Raw genomic sequence first — 16,283 nt, 5'->3', positions numbered from 1 at the left:
AGAGCCAGAGCCAGAGCCAGAGCCAGAGCCTACATCTGCATCTGCTCTATCATTCAAACAATTCACAATACCCGCCTTATCTTTATTGGGCCAATATGCCTATCCGCCCCCTCTTCCCACCAAAAACACCCGTAACCACCGTAAATATCTGTTGACTGAGGGCTGCAACTGTAAAAAAACAGAGTGTGCGAAAAATTATTGCCGCTGTTACAGCAATAGACAGCATTGCACGGAGCAGTGCAAATGCACCGACTGTAAAAATACGTTCGACTCCTCCTCTGGCCAGAGTTCAGCAGCGCCATACTGGGAAAGGATTGAAGTTTTACCCAATGGTTCAAGGATTCAGAAGAACGGATGTTACTGCAAGAAAGGCTGTGATAAACGGTATTGCCAATGCCGACTGATGGGTCTCATCTGCAGCAACAGATGCCACGGAAACACCCCCTGTCATAACAAAGTTCTGGACAGAACTTTCGCTCCGGTACAGCCTGTGGCTATCTGTAAGATAGAGACTGACAGGTGGGCAACAAATGCCTTACAGTTTACAAAGCTGATAGGAATGACACAACAGCAGTTCAATGATCTGTTACAAGACAAATAAGAGTAATACCTGTTTTATACCACTGTACAGTTCACCTGCCGCAAGACGGTGCTTCTTCGGCCCCCGGAGCCTGTGATGGTTTGAGATAAGGATGCATTTTCATGATTTACACTGAATTCACTTCTCACTTCGGCACAACTTTAGCTGCTGCCGATAATGGCAAGCTGTGCCATGTCTGGTTTCCCGGACAAAAACATGAACCGGATACTTCGTTCTGGCAACGGGACGACGCAGCCCCGTTATTCGCCCAACTCAAACAACAACTGCAGGAGTATGCTGTTGGGGAGCGCACAGTGTTTGAGCTGCCCCTGAACCTACGGGGTACAGACTTCCAGAAAAGCGTATGGCGAGCCTTACAAATGATCACTTTTGGTCAGCACAGCACCTATGGCACTCTCGCTAAACAACTAGGCAAGCCCAAAGCCTCCCGAGCCATTGGAGCCGCCGTGGGTAAAAACCCTATCGGTATCATTATCCCCTGCCATCGCGTATTGGGCAGCAGCGGGAAGCTTACCGGGTTTGCAGCAGGGCTGGATATGAAAACCAGACTTCTCACTCTCGAAGGTCTGAAAATAAAACAGAGCCTTATTCAAGAGTAAAACTCTTCCCCTCAAAACCAAAAGCCCCGCTGATGCGGGGCCTTTGTCTATCCTGACCTGTTCAGGCCAGATTCTGAACACCCAGCAAATCAAGGGATGACACAATTCCCAGCAATTTTTTATCTTCTGTTACCAGAACCCGGTGAATATGGCCTTTCACCATTGCCTCGGCCACCTGCACTAGCGGCATATCGGGGCCAACCCGAAAGACGACAGGGGTCATAATATCCATGACCATTACCATCTGATCGAGGGATTCATGGAAGTTACGCCGCTCTTCATCGGACAGAGCACAATCCACCAGCCCTTCGGCAAAGCTGTCATCCCGGGCATTCAGATCCAGGAGGCCACTGCCCGTCTGGCGTACAATATCTGTCATACTCACCATGCCACACAACTGGCCGGATTCATCCACCACTGGCGCACCGGAAATATTTTTATCTGTGAAAAACGTAGCGAGGCGCTCCATCGTCCAGTCGAGAGGAACCGTTTCTACATGGGAGGTCATTACATCGGCCACAGTCATGGCAGCCCATGGAGAAGGGGGAGTTATCGAGCGAGATGATATCTGTTGTTCTATACGCATGACGGCAATCTCCACGGTCATACCATTGGCACAGGGAAGTAGCTTGGAGTAGTTATTTTCCCGTAAAAGTGACGTTCAGTATGCCCCAGACAGAACCGGCTTTATTGATACAAATCAATAAAGCCGACGAGATAGAAAATCAGCCTCCAGAAAATGTTAAGCCGTAGAATCTTCGCTGATTCGACTGCCTATAGCACTTTTCTGGTCTTTGTACTTAGCATTCACGCGCTTGTTATAAGGCTTGGTAGCAGGACTGCTCAGAGTCTCAAAATTAATCGCACCAATCTGCATACCCGGGCGCAGGGCCAGGGGAAGCTTGCCGCCATTAAAAAACTCCAGAACAATCTGCCCACTCCAGCCAGGATCAATCCGGTGGGCAGTTACATGCACCATCAACCCCAGACGGGCAAGGGAGGAACGCCCGTCCAGCCAGCCAACAATATCATCGGGCAGCGTCACAGATTCCCGTGTTACCGCCAACGCCAGCTCTCCCGGGTGAAGGAAAAAGGCGTCGTCTTTTTCAAGCACAATCTCGGTACTCATAATGGAGTTGAGAGTACGCTCAATATCATCCCGACTGCCAGACAAATCCACATAAGGAGCTACGTGGTCGTTGAACACACGGAAGCTGTTGCCCAGGCTCAAGTCAACACTGACTCCGCTGACAGAGTCATTATCAGGGCGGGGCTCTACCTGAATTTTGCCGCTATCCAGTGCGGCAATTATATCGCGATCACTCAGTCGCATAGCTCACCTTATTCTTACCGAAAGCTTTTGGTGCCCTGGCTTAGTCTTCAGAAATAGTGATTGTTGGTATCGGAGCAGACTGGTTATTCTCCACAGCCAGCAGTGCAGCGGTACGGCGAGCGGTGTCACGGTACAGCCTGGCTTCTGCAGAATCCTTCTCGGAGTATGCTACCACTGTTGGCATACCGGCATCAGCATGCTGACGGATAGACAGAGACAGTGGCAGCGCACCCAGCAGCTGGGTACAGTATTCGTCAGCCATACGGCTGCCGCCGCCTTCACCAAACAGGTGCTCGGCATGGCCACACTGACTGCACACGTGCACCGCCATGTTCTCAACAACACCGAGTACCGGTACATTCACCTTGTTGAACATCTCGATGCCCTTGCGGGCATCCAGCAGTGCCAGATCCTGTGGTGTGGTGACAATAACACTGCCTGCCAGCGGCGCCTTCTGAGACAGAGTCAGCTGAATATCGCCGGTGCCGGGAGGCATGTCCACAATCAGATAATCCAGCTCACCCCACATGGTCTGATTCAGCAGCTGCATCAGTGCGCCGCTGGCCATAGGGCCACGCCATACCATGGGCGTTTGCTCAGTCACCAGATAGGCCATACTGTTGGACTTCAGGCCATGGGCTTCGATAGGCACAAAAAACTGCTTGCCACCGGCTTCGTGAACATCCGGCCGCACGTCATCATCCACACCCAGCATCTGGCCAATACTTGGACCGTAAATATCCGCATCCAGAATACCCACTTTGGCACCATCCGCGGCCAGTGCCAGTGCCAGGTTGACGGAGGTGGTAGATTTACCCACTCCACCCTTACCGGAACCTACGGCAATGATATTCTTCACGCTGTTCAGGCTTGCATCTTCAGCAGTACGGGGTGCCGCCGGAATGCGCGTTGAGAAACTGACAGAGACTTTGTTCACCGCATCATACTGAATCAGCTCGTCGGCAATCAGCTTTTCCAGTTGATCGTGAACGCCGGCACAAGGGTACAGTACGGCAATATCGAGGATGGCGTTGCCATTCTCAACATTGATATTATCCAGTTCAACAACCTGCAGCAGGCTGTCCTTCAGCCATGGATCCTGAAGGTTTCGTAATACAGCCTCCACCATCTCCCTGGCGATCGGCTCTTGGGAATACACTGTCATCGTCGTCCTACTTCCTGACGTTTCACATTCAAAACTCAATTAACCTGCTAACAAACGAAACGCTATCGGTTTCAAGTCGGCAGCAGAAATCCTTACAATTCTTTCATCGCCCTGAGAAACTCATCTCGGCCGCCATCGGGGTTGATGCCATGCTTTTCCATATCATTGTGCAACTCTCTCTCCGAGGCGGATAAAGATTCCTGCATGACATTACGCTTATGGGGGTTCTCCAGCGCCTTATGTATATCCGCCTCCAGATCCTCACCCGCCATAATACGATCGCAGAGAATACTGTAATTGCGTTCAAACACCGGCAACACCACCTGCTGAGGTTCACTCTCCAGAAAAGACCAGCCGGTTTCCTTTGCCGCCAGATACACAACGAGGTGAGACCAAAAGCCATCACGGGTACGGTTACGGGCATTGCAGGCTTCATAGTAAGCCTGCAATGGTTCAGGCAAACCCAGCTCGTCGAAACGGAGTTTACACAGCTGGCGAATATCAGCCAGATCCGGGAAGAAGCGTGCTGAGTCTATAGCCTTACGGGCCGCTTGCATAATGCGGCGTGGAGGGTAACTTTTCAGGGACTGCAACCAGACCCGCTTGGAGGCATCCACAGCTTCATGATCTGGGAATGCCCTTCGGTATTTGAGTGGAAAAGCCCCTTCCAGCAGGGTGAAAACGGCGTTTATGGCGTCAATATGATCCTGTCCCGGCGGCTGCCGGGACTGGGATTGCTGCTGGTAGCCAGAGTGACTTCGAGGCTGACGGGGGTCACTCGTCAAAGTCGAGGAGTGGCCCGTTCGCCCAGCTCCTGTCTGTAAGCTTCTCTTCTGCTGTTCGAGGAGAGTTCGTGCGTCCTTCACTCTGTTCCCTCCGCCATTGATAAATGACGTGTTTTACAAATCGGTAGTCCCAGGCTTTACGGGCTTCGCCGGTACTGAGCCAGTACATTTTAAAGTCTTCCAACTGCTTTTGGGCATAATCCAGGGGAATGCCATCGTTTTGCAGCAACTTGTGGAAGCACCAGGCTTGAGGCTGGAAGTCTCCGGACAGAGGAGTGGCTCGCGCCTGCACCTTCACAGCCGAATCACGGTGACGGGACATTATACTATGTCCGCCGCTTACGCCACGGCTATTGTCAGTGGGAGGTTCTGAACTGACCTGCGGAACAGGTATGGTCTGGTGCCCTGCCAGTTCAGCTGCTACCTGTTCCGGATTGATCTGCTCGGCTCTATAGTCGTTTTGGTGGTAAGGGTTTTGATAGGCAGAGGCCTGATGTTGCTGGTGCGCCTGCGCCTCGGCCTGTGCTCGCTGACGCTCAAGACTGTGAAGCTTGTTGCGGGCGTTTTCCAGCTGAGACTGGTTATGACGCTGTTCGTCCTGTTTTTGCAGCAGGTGTTTTTGCTGCTCGCGGGCGGCATTGCGCAGAATTTTAAGCTCTTCTTCCTGTTCTGCAATCCGTTGACGGGTTTGGTCCAGATCAGCTGAGGCTGTCTGCACCGCGGCATCCAGTTCACTGCTTTGCTGATTCAGAGCTACCACCCGCTGCCGGGCTGGCTCAAGATCAGGAACAAATGTCGGATGACGCTCTACCGGGCGCTCCTCCAGAGGTTCACCAGGAACAGGGGTTTGAGCAACGGGCTCAGCAGCATAAAGTTGTGCTGATTCCTGTATCTGCTTTTTGGCAGGCGCACGTTCAGATTCGAGCCACATTTCAAAGGAACTCTTACCTTCACGGTTCTGTATGCGCTGCAGATTGTCGGAATTTCGGTCACCCATAAACATTCCTGAATACGCACCACTCGATCATCAGCAAAACAATTAAACGACAAGAAAACACTGATCCGGGGCGACCAGCTACAAATACAGACGACTATCCTTTAGTTTACTTCGGGAAAGGGACTCTCGGCCACCAGTATTTACATCACAATACCGCGACCGAACATAAAGTGCATTCTTTCCGCGGGAATTAAAATAGTACTATTAGCCTTCCAGTATGGCTTTCCAGTGAATCCTGGAGAGATGTTCGACAAACCACTTCAGTGCATTCCCATCCTGTTCTGCTGGCCATGCGATGTACATGGTCTGAGGCGTTCTCGGTATGTAGCAGGTTTTTTCGACAAGGTCACCGCTGGCAAGGTGATCCTGAATCAGATGCCTGGGAAGAAAGCCCACTCCGAGCCCCATAAGATGAGCTTTAATCTTGGCCTCAGCATTATTAACACGAATGACATTATGACTGTTCAGCAGGCCTGCACTTCTGGCAGGCAGTAGCTGAGAGCTGTCGGGTATAACAATGGACGACCATGGTTCAATATCCTCGTGAGTCAGTTCTCTTTCAATACTCGCCAGTGGATGATCTTTCGATACAACAAAAGGGGTGGTCACATCCCCCATAGGAATGGTTTTGTAAAACCCTCTCGGGAGCTCCCCTGTCACACCAACCACAAGATCAGCTCGCTGACTGTGGAGGGCATCCCAGCCGCCGCCAAGAGCTTCTACGCTCAAGGTGATATCTGTCGGATGGCCGAGCCCGTTGTAAGCCTTTACTGCATTGAAAATCGGATCACTGGGGATAATGGTATCTCTGGCAATACGCAGATGGCACTCCCACCCTGACTCCAGCTGCCGCACCGACTCCACCATACGGTAGGTGGCCTCCAGAATATCCCTTCCCTGTTCCAGCACCAGCCGACCGGCCGGTGTGAGCTGGGCTTTGTGCTGGGTTCTGTCGAACAGAGGACTGCCGACTTCATTTTCCAGCTTTTTGATGGTGTAAGTCAGCGCCGAGGGAACTTTGTGCAGGAATTTGGCGGCTGCTGCAAAGCTGCCTTTGCGATCGATGGCATCCAGAGCTTTCAGGGCTTCAAGGTTGATAGCATGCAACATGGTTTGTGTTTGCCAGCATTTATTCAATATTTTTGAACAAGTAAATCAAAAGATTCCGATTTTCTTCCCATATTGCCCCCCATAAACTTAAACAACAAGGTCTAGCGACATTCAAAATATTTATCAACTGATAATAGTAAATAAGCAGGGAGTCAAGACAATGAAAGAGTTCATGGCGAAAGTGACAGGGACACAGGCGGGATGGGCGGCACTGGCTCTGCGTATTCCAGTGGGCATAATTTTTATGGCCCACGGTGCCCAGAAGTTGTTTGGGTGGTTTGGTGGCTACGGGCTGACGGCCACCGGACAGTGGATGGCCTCTATCGGTATAGAGCCCGGTGTATTGATGGCCTTTCTTGCGGGCTCCGCAGAATTTTTTGGCGGACTGTTTTTGATTCTGGGCTTTCTTACTCGCCCCAGCAGTATCGCTCTTGCTATCACCATGGTGGTTGCCATATCCTTGCATTTTGAACACGGGCTCTTCCTTTCCAATAACGGCTACGAGTTTGGTTTGTCTCTTCTGGCTGCAAGCCTCTCTCTGGTACTCAGTGGTGGTGGAGCATTGAGTGTGGATCAAATCATCTCCAGAGTACTGAATGAAGACACACCCCAAAAGCGTGATGTCATTCATGGAAAAGCCGCATAATTGAGTTGCCCTCCCCCAGAGGTAGCCTGACTTTCGAGCTACCTTTGATCAGACAACAATGATCAGAATTTCAACATATAAGGACATTGCCAATGAGCATCCTGATTCTTAAATCCAGCATCCTTGGAGAACACTCACAGTCCAACGCCGTTATTGATCAGGCTTTAGGGCACACAAACAGCGTTAAAGTGCGTGACCTGGCCAGGGAGCAGGTTCCTGTTCTGGATGCTTCTATCGAGACAGCTTTGCGTGGCGGAAGTGATTTAAGTGACAGTCAGCAAGCGGCTGTGAAGCTCTCTGACCAACTGATAGATGAGCTTAAGGCGGCTGACAGTATTGTAATTGCCGCTCCCATGTACAACTTCATGATTCCCACCCAGCTCAAGAATTATTTTGATCTGATCGCACGGGCCGGTGTGACATTCAAATATACGGAGCAAGGCGTGGTTGGGCTGCTGGAAAACAAGAAGGTCGTTGTCGTCACAACCCGTGGCGGTATACATGTGGAGTCTGACAGGGATCATATCACCGGTTATTTAAAAACCATGCTTGGCTTTATTGGCCTGACAGATGTTGAGTTTGTCTATGCCGAGGCCTTAAGTATGGGCGAGGAACAGGCTGCAACCAACCGTGAAGCAGCGGTACAGCAGCTGCAAACACTGATTCATTAAAGGTCATCCAGCATAGAGCGTACAGCCCACTCCAGCTGTTCTCTCTTTTGCTCCGTCGTCAAACCATGCAGAGCAACGCCCTGAGCCACACCTTTCCACAGGGGCATGCCTTCAGTATTGAGCAACTGGACAACGAGGGTTGTTTTATCCTGACCCTCCTCAGCCAACACACCGGGCGTACTGCCGACATTTTCCACCAGCTGCTCGTCGGTTACCTGCTTGTTGGTCACCATGCCATAGCGCACCACCAGCACAGGCCCCTTCTTCACCGGAACTGTGTTAGCAACCCCCATAGCGGACAGCTGTTGCGCCAGTGAATCCTGAACTGCCGTCAACGCCTCTCCCTGCCGATGGCTGTCCTGTTCTTTTAGAACAATGGGCTGCCAGGCAACAGAGGCGTATTCAGACAGATGAAATGGGTGATAACGCACGCCGGTTGTTGCCAGAGATGGCACAGATTCTCCCGTGTTCTCCTGAACCATTGAACAACCCGCCAACATAACAACCAGGGCGCTAATACACGTTATTTTTTTCATACTCCCTCCTTATTTTTGAAATCATCATATCCGGTTCATTCCCGAGAATACACTGCGACCAAAAATCCCTGACAATTCCTCTGCAAGGGTCTTCCTATCACTTCCTGATTACTCAACATCCCTTTATAATGGAGGATTATCAATTTTCCCCTCCCTGCAGAACCTGCGGGATTCCCTAATCCGGAGACGTCGTTCGCCTATGTCCGAACAGCCCAAGTCTGCCGCTGCGATTACGCCGCGTAAAATCCTTGTCACCAGTGCCCTGCCCTATGCCAATGGCCCTCTGCACATGGGGCATCTGGTGGAATACATCCAGACCGACATCTGGAGCCGCTTTCAGAAGATGCGTGGCCACACCTGCACCTACGTGTGTGCAGACGACGCCCACGGCACAGCTATCAGCCTGCACGCAGAAAAGCTGGGCATTACCCCGGAAGAATCTGTTGCCCGCATCAACAAAGAACGCATTGCCGATTTTGGTGACTTCCACGTGCAGTTCGACAACTACCACTCCACCCACTGTGAAGAGAACCGTGAGCTTTCCTCGGCTATCTATCTTGCCCTGAAAGAGAAAGGTCATATCGCCAGCCGTAAAATCGTACAGGCCTTTGATCCAGAGAAGCAGATGTTCCTGGCAGACCGCTACATCAAGGGCACCTGCCCCAAATGTGGCGCGGCCGACCAGTACGGTGACAACTGTGAAGTGTGCTCCGCAACCTACAGCCCCACCGACCTGAAAGACCCTTACTCCACCATCTCCGGTGCCACGCCTGTAGAGAAGGAATCTGAGCACTTCTTCTTCAAACTGACGGATTTTGAAGAATTCCTGAAAGGCTGGACCCGCTCCGGCACTATCAAGGACGAAACCGCCAACAAGCTGGCTGAGTGGCTGGACAGCGGTCTGCAGGACTGGGATATCTCCCGCGATGCTCCTTATTTCGGTTTTGAAATTCCCGGAGAGACTGGCAAATTCTTCTACGTATGGCTGGACGCCCCTATCGGCTATATGGCCTCTTTCAAACATCTGTGTGACCGCACCGAAGGTTTGAACTTCGACGAGTACTGGGAGAAAGATTCCGACTGCGAAGTGCACCACTTTATCGGTAAAGACATCGTCAACTTCCACTGCCTGTTCTGGCCTGCCATGCTGTCCGGCGCTGATTACCGCACCCCGACCAAGGTGAGCGTACACGGCTACCTGACCATTAACGGTGAGAAAATGTCCAAGTCCCGTGGCACCTTCATCACCGCTCGCACCTACCTGGATCACCTGAACCCTGAGTACCTGCGCTACTACTACGCCGCCAAACTCTCCAGCCGTGTGGACGACATCGACCTGAACACCGATGACTTCATGCAGCGTGTGAACAGCGACCTGGTGGGTAAGGTGGTGAACATCGCCAGCCGTAACGCCGGCTTTATTGCCAAGCGGTTTAACAAAATTCTGTCCGGAACTGATTGCGCCCCTGAACTGACCAAGGCCTACATGGAAGCCTCTGAAACCATCGCCCAGTACTACGAAGATCGTGAGTTCGGCAAAGCGATGCGTGAAATCATGGCACTGGCAGACAAGGCCAATGCCTGGATCGACGAAGTGAAGCCATGGGTTGTTGCCAAGGAAGAAGGCAAGGACCAAGAGCTGCACGACATCTGCTCCACCGGTATCAATCTGTTCCGCCTGCTGATGATCTACCTGAAGCCGGTTCTGCCAGCCATGGCTGAGAAAGCGGCTGACTTCCTGCAGGTAGAAAGCCTGAACTGGGAAGACAGCCAAAGCCTGCTGTTCAATCACGGCATCAACAAGTTCAAACCACTGATGACTCGCGTGGAGCCCGCCAAAGTGGACAACATGATGGAAGATGCCAGAAAACTGCTGGAATCCATGGCTGACACCACATCAAAGAAAGAGGAAAAGGCAGAACCTGCCATCGAGCCTCTGGCCGAAGAGATCGAGTTCGATACCTTCGCAAAAACAGACCTGCGCATCGCTAAAATTGTCAACGCAGAGCATGTAGAAGGCGCGGCCAAGCTGTTGCGTCTTACTCTGGATATCGGTGAAGAAAGCACCCGCAACGTGTTTGCAGGTATCAAGTCAGCTTACGCGCCGGAAGCCCTGATCGGTAAACACACCGTGATGGTCGCCAACCTCAAGCCTCGCAAGATGAAGTTCGGCATGAGTGAAGGCATGGTTCTGGCCGCCGGCCCTGGCGGTAAGGATCTGTGGATTCTGGAACCCCACGATGGTGCCCAGCCTGGCATGCGAGTGATGTAATCACTTCTGCCAGACAAGCATAAGAAAGGCGAGTTGCCAGGCACGGCAGCTCGCCTTTTTTGTTTACAGAAAGAGCTACAAGGAGATAGCTTCTTTTGCTCTTCGCTCAGGGCTTTTCGCTTCAGAGCTTACCAGACATCTTCCCGATGACTGATCGCCGAACGTATAGCATCCATATCAAATCCGCGATACTGCAGATAACGCATCTGCTTGGAACGATCCCGGTTATCCACAGGGGCCGACTCACCAAACTTACGCTGACGGCTTTCGCGGGCCAGCTCATGCCAGTCCACTTCCGCCGACTCCAGGGCCATAACTATCAGATCGCTATCAGCTCCTTTCTGCTGCAATTCCTGCCGGATACGCACCGGGCCATAGCCTCGACCAATACGGGATCGTACAAAACTCTCAACAAAGCGCTCATCTGAAAGAAGACGATCTTCTTCCAGCTGATCCAGAATGCCTTCGAGCATCTCCAGACTCTCAGCCCGGCCCCGCAGCTTTCCGAACAACTCCTGGCGGGAGTGCTCACGGCGTGACAGCAATTCCATCGCTGCACGCCGTAACAGAGTTTGCTCTTCTGTCATATCAGGCCGGGGTCAGAGCTGGCTTTTTCTTGTCGCCGGCCTTCTCTGCTTTCTCCTCGCCTTTATCAGACTCAAGATTCAGCAGCTGACGACGGATTTCACCTTCAATCTCCTGAGCGATAGCAGGGTTATCTGTCAGGTGTTGAGCGGCATTGGCTTTACCCTGACCGATCTTGCTGCCTTTGTAGGAGTACCAGGCACCGGCTTTCTCCACCAGCTTGAGCTTCACACCCAGGTCGATCACTTCACCCATGTGATAGATACCCTTGCCATAGAGAATCTGGAACTCTGCCTGTTTGAATGGAGGAGATACTTTGTTCTTTACCACTTTCACGCGGGTTTCGTTACCGATCACCTCATCGCCCTGCTTCACAGCGCCGGTACGGCGAATATCCAGACGGACAGAGGAGTAGAACTTGAGAGCGTTACCACCGGTGGTGGTTTCAGGGTTACCGAACATCACACCGATCTTCATACGGATCTGGTTGATGAAGATCACCAGGCAGTTCGCCTGCTTGATAGAGCCGGTCAGCTTACGCAGGGCCTGACTCATCAGACGTGCCTGCAGACCTACATGGGAGTCGCCCATATCTCCTTCGATTTCCGCCTTGGGAACCAGTGCCGCTACGGAGTCAACGATAATCACGTCTACCGCATTAGAGCGCACCAGCATGTCGGTGATTTCCAATGCCTGTTCACCGGTGTCTGGCTGAGACACGTACAGATCATCAACATTGACGCCAAGCTTGCCTGCGTAGTCCGGATCAAGGGCGTGTTCCGCATCTACGAATGCACAGGTGTGGCCGGTTTTCTGAGCCTCAGCAATCAGGCTGAGGGTCATGGTGGTTTTACCAGAGGATTCTGGGCCGTAGATTTCAACAACCCGGCCTTTTGGCAAGCCGCCAATACCCAGAGCAATATCAAGCTGCAGGGAGCCGGTGGAGATCGCCGGGATCGCTTCCCGCTTCTGATCTCCCATGCGCATAACGGCACCCTTGCCAAACTGACGTTCAATCTGGCCCAGCGCCGCGCTTAACGCCTTCTTTTTGTTGTCATCCATTCTCACACCTCGTCCCGGTTACTGTTAACTGAGTTAAACCATTAATACTGTATGCATAAACAGTATTAAAACACATCTTTGGAAAAGCGCATAATTTTTTCTGTTTATCCACACAAAGGAAAATACCGCAAACTCAGCACAATGCCATCAAACCTCGAATAGCCGCGTCTACGGTCTGGCGACGAACAGCATCTCTCTCGCCAGAAAACAGAAAGCATTTTGTAACTACACCATCATTTTTGGCCCAGGCAATCCACACAGTACCTACAGGTTTCTCCGGTGAGCCACCACCCGGTCCAGCTACACCACTCACGGCGACTGACAAGGTGCCAGCGCTATGAGCCAGAGCCCCACTGGCCATCGCCCGCACCACCTCTTCACTCACGGCACCAACCTGTTCAAACAGCACTTCCGGCACACCTAGAAAGTGGTGCTTCGCCCGATTGGTGTAGGTTATAAAACCACCTTCACACCATTGGGAGCTACCTGGAATGTCGGTCAGAGTTTTCATAATACCGCCGCCAGTGCAGGATTCTGCTGTCACTATACAGTGACCGGCCTGAGCAAACACATTCCCCGCCTTCAGGGCTAAGGCCCGTAGTTCTTCATCTGCAAGGAAGGTTTCTGTCATATCTACTCCCTGAACGGAACCATCATCGAATAAGGATTCAGGATGTCATCTGCTCCAGATCCTGAATAAGTAACATTGCCTCGTCTTCACTGTTGCCGCAAGTCAACAAATCGGCATCAAAAGCACTGCATACCGCTGGGCGCCCCGGCTGACCAAACAGTTTGCACAGATTGCGTTCATCCAGCTGAACACAACGCACACCGGCGGGTTTGCCATCAGGCATGCCGGGTATAGGAGAAGAAATGGAGGGGGCAATACAGCAGGCACCACATCCTGGCCTGCAGCCCATAGAGGAAGTCATAGTCACAGCATCACAACAAAAACACGGAAATTATTACTCTGAAAATTGTGGTCGACTGCCCGCAGCAGTCAATCCGTAAAAATAGCCGTACCCGACAGGTCCTTATTGACTACCCTTGCGTCTCAGGATTTCCCATAAGGATCTGGTCTATGAGAACGTACATACAGCACCCGTACAGGCTGGGCATAAAAATATGCGCCTGTTTTTTTGTGTTACTCCTTGTTCAGGGGCTACTGTTCTCTACACACGCATTAGCTGAAACCAGATATTCAACGGCAGGCAGCCTTTACCAGTCCGAAAAATTTGTCAGTTATGGCTCCAGCACCAGTGGATCTTATATCAAAATGGGCCGCTCAATCCTGTTTCTTGAAGGCATTCACGGTCAGGACTTTACGTCCATTCTCAATCAGGGAGTCCTGGGAGGGCTGATTCCCGGCCTGATGCTGGGCCTGCGCCCCTGGGTAAACTACGCAGTGTCCCGGTTCACAGAGGAAGACAGTAAAATCCCGGCACTGGTATGGCACACCCTTTCCGCCATGGGCGTTCTGCCCCTTTTAAAAAGCCAGCTAGACAACTTGTCCTACATTTTCAACGCGGGGCCATTTTATTCGATTCCTGCTGCTGTGGCAGAAATCCCCTATCAATACCAGAACGTCCAATACAACACTAAGAGATATGCCAACCCGCCCTCGCTGATGAATTACTACGACCTACAGCTTGGAGGAATCGCAATCGGCATAAGTTTGAACCTGTTAACACAGTTAATCCTTGGTCAGCCATCAGAAAAACTTATAACCATTACCGGGGATCCGAGTCATTACTTCTTTATCAAAATCCAGCCCGGACACTTCCGAAAACGAGGCTACAGTATCGAAATTCAGCGTATTCAGCTCAACGCAGCTCCAATTCCCGACCCTTTCACACCCTTTGGGCGCCTTGCCCTGGCCATGGATAAGGCAGACACAGATAGCATCCGTATTATTCCCAAACTCTCCCCAACAGGAAGCCGGCTCAGTCTGAGCTTTTCCAAACGAATGGCCGCTCATCAAAGCATGTCACTCAAAAATAATAATACCCTGCAGTTAGACCTGAATTTTGAGCAGGTTCGTCCCTGGCTGGAAAGCTCTTTGGTTGAGGGCAGCGAACTTTTCCCGGGTGCTCTGCCTGCCGGTTCGTATTACAGTGTTTTCCAAAGCACCATTCTTAACCATATAGCGGATGCTATAACCTGTTCACAGATGCCTGAGCAATGCAAATCTGGAAGAATTTCTTCTGAGAATGTGAACTACCAGCTTCTTTACACGCCCCACAATACACTTGAGATACCCCCAACCAGCGTCTGGGTATCTCACTCACAAAACGAACAAACAGCCAGAGCGCCCCTTGGCGAAGGGCTGACAGTCAGTATTCCCGAGAGAAAAAATACCATCGCCCTGTACAGTACCTATCAGCACATGCCGACAGTGTCACACTACTGGCTTCCCTACAGTATTGGTCAGACACTGCTGGCAGAAACCAACGCCCTCGCCCGTTATACAGGCTTACATCTGACACAATCCATGCTTACAACTGCAGCCAAAAGAGTGCACATACCACTCACAGCGCCACGATGGAAGAAAGCGGAGTTTTACGATATTTCTGATCTTGGCTGCGCGATATGTTTGGACAAAGAAACAGGATACGACGTGGAGGAAGAAGGATACAAAGGTGCTTTCTACAACTGTGGCGCCAATGGGAAAGGCTGCAGGGGTGCCATGCACAAAACCTGCTGGGATAGCTACTTCAAGGTATACAGTGATGAAGCACCCTGCCCATCTTGCCAGCAAAAGACTTCACCCCGCAAAATCAATAAAGGCCCTGGTATAAAAGATTAAACCTGCACACAAGCAGGTTTCATTACGCTTAAGTACCCACACCATGATTTCCATAGAGTCTGGGTACTTACCATTCAGGGCAGTCAGAGGCTGGTTTCAGCTGCGCTCTGACCCCTGACTATCATGCTGCCAGACAATACCCAGAGCTTTTTCATCAATAATGGCGCGCCACGGGAATTCCTGATCCTGCTGAATCTCATACAGGTGCTGAACAATGACCTGCAAGCCTGTACGCATACCACCATCCAGCTCACCATTACTGTCACGGAAAAACTCTTCACCCAGCTGATAGCCCTCTTTCCAGAATGGCATGGCGTCTTCAACCCTGCGCAGGAGTTTATGAACCACGACCGCTTCCTTCCTGTCTCGCAAACGGGTTTCCAGCGTACGCAGATAAGCCAGTGCAATACGGGGATCCCGGGCACAGCGCTTTTCTAACCATTCCACCGTACGGGAGCGGCACTCCAGCATGCGGGCTGCAGTAATCTGCTCAGTAGAAAACAGGCCAGCATTCCAAAAGTCGCAAATCGTTACCGGGAGAATGGCAGGTTCTCCCGGAATACCACGCAGAGTGATATCAAAAATGATTTCTATCAGGTTTCGCGGCAGAGTATCCACACGCCACAAAGCCTCTTGGCATAACTCATCAGAGGATAGGTTCACCAGAGCCTGAGCCTGATCAATCTGCCACTGACGCACCCTGGAAAAAACACGGCCACAACGTACCATGCCCTTTTTTTCATGGAAGTCAATCAAACCAACGGCCATAAGCGCCAAATCGGCCCGCACTTCTGCATCCCTGAGGGAGCAGGCATCGGCACTGGACAACAGTCTTAAACGTTCATTCACCAACCCCTGCTCCAAACTCGCCATAGTGCGACGGGTTTGCCAACGCCCGGCAAGAGCCTCTAAAGGAATTATCCTCCCGGAATAGCCAGCGGCGAATGACAAAAAACCAGGGGAGCATCTCTCCCCCCTCTCAAACTTGACCATCTCTGAGCACTCCCTGCTACAAAAAACGCACGCTTTAGATTCCATTTCGGTAAAAAGGTATCGGCTCTTTGCCAGGATTCTTGTCCCGGAAATTGCTCAAAAATACCCCACTCCTATAATTC

At 51.5% G+C, this 16,283-nt stretch carries 17 protein-coding genes; 5 read left to right on the top strand and 12 right to left on the bottom strand.

Going from position 1 to position 16,283, the window contains the following annotated elements; translation table 11 throughout:
- The first annotated feature begins 702 nt into the window (after positions 1-702).
- Complete coding sequence (locus E1189_RS07995) at positions 703-1,200, top strand: methylated-DNA--[protein]-cysteine S-methyltransferase (RefSeq protein WP_155159505.1); 498 nt, start codon at positions 703-705, stop codon at positions 1,198-1,200.
- Between the two features lie 61 nt (positions 1,201-1,261).
- Here E1189_RS07995 and E1189_RS07990 read toward each other — a convergent pair whose 3' ends face one another.
- From E1189_RS07990 to E1189_RS07965, 6 genes are all read right to left on the bottom strand, one after another.
- A complete protein-coding gene (locus E1189_RS07990; RefSeq protein WP_155159504.1) occupies positions 1,262-1,807 on the bottom strand; it encodes a CBS domain-containing protein in 546 nt (181 codons plus the stop codon).
- Between the two features lie 135 nt (positions 1,808-1,942).
- Complete coding sequence (gene dcd, locus E1189_RS07985; protein ID WP_155159503.1) at positions 1,943-2,533, bottom strand: dCTP deaminase; 591 nt, start codon at positions 2,531-2,533, stop codon at positions 1,943-1,945.
- Positions 2,534-2,573: 40 nt separating this feature from the next.
- The gene (apbC, locus tag E1189_RS07980; protein ID WP_155159502.1) at positions 2,574-3,698 is read right to left on the bottom strand and encodes an iron-sulfur cluster carrier protein ApbC; all 1,125 of its coding nucleotides are present in this window, start codon (positions 3,696-3,698) and stop codon (positions 2,574-2,576) included.
- Positions 3,699-3,790: 92 nt separating this feature from the next.
- A complete protein-coding gene (locus E1189_RS07975; RefSeq protein ID WP_155159501.1) occupies positions 3,791-4,483 on the bottom strand; it encodes a replication protein P in 693 nt (230 codons plus the stop codon).
- Positions 4,473-5,480 carry a DnaT-like ssDNA-binding domain-containing protein gene (locus E1189_RS07970; protein WP_155159500.1) on the bottom strand — a complete coding sequence of 336 codons (1,008 nt, stop codon included), beginning with the start codon at positions 5,478-5,480 and terminating at the stop codon, positions 4,473-4,475. Before E1189_RS07970 ends, E1189_RS07975 begins: the two co-directional genes overlap by 11 nt.
- Positions 5,481-5,684: 204 nt before the next feature.
- Positions 5,685-6,590 carry a LysR family transcriptional regulator gene (locus E1189_RS07965; RefSeq protein ID WP_155159499.1) on the bottom strand — a complete coding sequence of 302 codons (906 nt, stop codon included), beginning with the start codon at positions 6,588-6,590 and terminating at the stop codon, positions 5,685-5,687.
- A gap of 160 nt (positions 6,591-6,750) precedes the next feature.
- Here E1189_RS07965 and E1189_RS07960 point away from each other — a divergent pair, with 160 nt between their 5' ends.
- Both E1189_RS07960 and E1189_RS07955 read left to right on the top strand, forming a co-directional pair.
- Positions 6,751-7,236 carry a DoxX family protein gene (locus tag E1189_RS07960; RefSeq protein WP_155159498.1) on the top strand — a complete coding sequence of 162 codons (486 nt, stop codon included), beginning with the start codon at positions 6,751-6,753 and terminating at the stop codon, positions 7,234-7,236.
- 92 nt (positions 7,237-7,328) lie between these two features.
- The gene (locus E1189_RS07955; protein ID WP_155159497.1) at positions 7,329-7,907 is read left to right on the top strand and encodes an FMN-dependent NADH-azoreductase; all 579 of its coding nucleotides are present in this window, start codon (positions 7,329-7,331) and stop codon (positions 7,905-7,907) included.
- Here E1189_RS07955 and E1189_RS07950 read toward each other — a convergent pair.
- Positions 7,904-8,443: a DUF4136 domain-containing protein gene (locus E1189_RS07950; RefSeq protein WP_155159496.1), complete on the bottom strand. Its 540-nt coding sequence runs from the start codon at positions 8,441-8,443 to the stop codon at positions 7,904-7,906. The two genes, E1189_RS07955 and E1189_RS07950, sit on opposite strands and share 4 nt — an antisense overlap.
- A 199-nt stretch (positions 8,444-8,642) precedes the next feature.
- Between E1189_RS07950 and metG the strand changes: the two genes are divergently transcribed.
- The gene (metG, locus tag E1189_RS07945; protein WP_155159495.1) at positions 8,643-10,715 is read left to right on the top strand and encodes a methionine--tRNA ligase; all 2,073 of its coding nucleotides are present in this window, start codon (positions 8,643-8,645) and stop codon (positions 10,713-10,715) included.
- 128 nt (positions 10,716-10,843) lie between these two features.
- Here the strand turns inward: metG and E1189_RS07940 are convergent, their stop codons facing one another.
- The 4 genes from E1189_RS07940 to E1189_RS07925 all read right to left on the bottom strand — a co-directional run bounded on the left by E1189_RS07940 (position 10,844) and on the right by E1189_RS07925 (position 13,294).
- Positions 10,844-11,302, bottom strand: coding sequence for a regulatory protein RecX (locus E1189_RS07940; RefSeq protein WP_155159494.1), 459 nt, complete (start codon positions 11,300-11,302; stop codon positions 10,844-10,846).
- A gap of 1 nt (position 11,303) precedes the next feature.
- Complete coding sequence (recA, locus tag E1189_RS07935) at positions 11,304-12,362, bottom strand: recombinase RecA (protein WP_155159493.1); 1,059 nt, start codon at positions 12,360-12,362, stop codon at positions 11,304-11,306.
- A gap of 133 nt (positions 12,363-12,495) precedes the next feature.
- Positions 12,496-12,993: a CinA family protein gene (locus tag E1189_RS07930; RefSeq protein WP_155159492.1), complete on the bottom strand. Its 498-nt coding sequence runs from the start codon at positions 12,991-12,993 to the stop codon at positions 12,496-12,498.
- 37 nt (positions 12,994-13,030) lie between these two features.
- Positions 13,031-13,294, bottom strand: a complete 264-nt coding sequence (locus tag E1189_RS07925; protein ID WP_230460257.1) for a YkgJ family cysteine cluster protein — start codon at positions 13,292-13,294, stop codon at positions 13,031-13,033.
- Positions 13,295-13,638: 344 nt separating this feature from the next.
- Here E1189_RS07925 and E1189_RS07920 point away from each other — a divergent pair, with 344 nt between their 5' ends.
- Entirely contained in the window at positions 13,639-15,168 is a 1,530-nt protein-coding gene (locus E1189_RS07920; protein ID WP_155159491.1) for a hypothetical protein, read from the top strand.
- Positions 15,169-15,264: 96 nt separating this feature from the next.
- Here the strand turns inward: E1189_RS07920 and E1189_RS07915 are convergent, their stop codons facing one another.
- Positions 15,265-16,161 (bottom strand): hypothetical protein, encoded by an 897-nt coding sequence (locus tag E1189_RS07915; RefSeq protein ID WP_155159490.1) that lies wholly within the window; start codon positions 16,159-16,161, stop codon positions 15,265-15,267.
- Positions 16,162-16,283: the final 122 nt, after the last annotated feature.

Origin of the sequence: Parendozoicomonas verongulae (assembly GCF_009711465.1) — a bacterium.
Classification (GTDB): domain Bacteria; phylum Pseudomonadota; class Gammaproteobacteria; order Pseudomonadales; family Endozoicomonadaceae; genus Sansalvadorimonas; species Sansalvadorimonas verongulae.
Note: the sequence above shows the minus strand (reverse complement) of the source record. Positions and strands in the feature narration are given on the sequence as shown.

What these genes read in the sequence shown, in the direction of transcription:
- dcd (WP_155159503.1), bottom strand. Translation starts at nt 2,533, where the DNA reads ATGCGACTGAGTGATCGCGATATAATTGCCGCACTGGATAGCGGCAAA.
- E1189_RS07990 (WP_155159504.1), bottom strand. Translation starts at nt 1,807, where the DNA reads ATGACCGTGGAGATTGCCGTCATGCGTATAGAACAACAGATATCATCT.
- E1189_RS07995 (WP_155159505.1), top strand. Translation starts at nt 703, where the DNA reads ATGATTTACACTGAATTCACTTCTCACTTCGGCACAACTTTAGCTGCT.
- E1189_RS07925 (WP_230460257.1), bottom strand. Translation starts at nt 13,294, where the DNA reads ATGACTTCCTCTATGGGCTGCAGGCCAGGATGTGGTGCCTGCTGTATT.
- E1189_RS07955 (WP_155159497.1), top strand. Translation starts at nt 7,329, where the DNA reads ATGAGCATCCTGATTCTTAAATCCAGCATCCTTGGAGAACACTCACAG.
- E1189_RS07965 (WP_155159499.1), bottom strand. Translation starts at nt 6,590, where the DNA reads ATGTTGCATGCTATCAACCTTGAAGCCCTGAAAGCTCTGGATGCCATC.
- apbC (WP_155159502.1), bottom strand. Translation starts at nt 3,698, where the DNA reads ATGACAGTGTATTCCCAAGAGCCGATCGCCAGGGAGATGGTGGAGGCT.
- recA (WP_155159493.1), bottom strand. Translation starts at nt 12,362, where the DNA reads ATGGATGACAACAAAAAGAAGGCGTTAAGCGCGGCGCTGGGCCAGATT.
- E1189_RS07970 (WP_155159500.1), bottom strand. Translation starts at nt 5,480, where the DNA reads ATGGGTGACCGAAATTCCGACAATCTGCAGCGCATACAGAACCGTGAA.
- E1189_RS07930 (WP_155159492.1), bottom strand. Translation starts at nt 12,993, where the DNA reads ATGACAGAAACCTTCCTTGCAGATGAAGAACTACGGGCCTTAGCCCTG.
- E1189_RS07915 (WP_155159490.1), bottom strand. Translation starts at nt 16,161, where the DNA reads ATGGTCAAGTTTGAGAGGGGGGAGAGATGCTCCCCTGGTTTTTTGTCA.
- E1189_RS07920 (WP_155159491.1), top strand. Translation starts at nt 13,639, where the DNA reads ATGGGCCGCTCAATCCTGTTTCTTGAAGGCATTCACGGTCAGGACTTT.
- E1189_RS07960 (WP_155159498.1), top strand. Translation starts at nt 6,751, where the DNA reads ATGAAAGAGTTCATGGCGAAAGTGACAGGGACACAGGCGGGATGGGCG.
- E1189_RS07940 (WP_155159494.1), bottom strand. Translation starts at nt 11,302, where the DNA reads ATGACAGAAGAGCAAACTCTGTTACGGCGTGCAGCGATGGAATTGCTG.
- metG (WP_155159495.1), top strand. Translation starts at nt 8,643, where the DNA reads ATGTCCGAACAGCCCAAGTCTGCCGCTGCGATTACGCCGCGTAAAATC.
- E1189_RS07950 (WP_155159496.1), bottom strand. Translation starts at nt 8,443, where the DNA reads ATGAAAAAAATAACGTGTATTAGCGCCCTGGTTGTTATGTTGGCGGGT.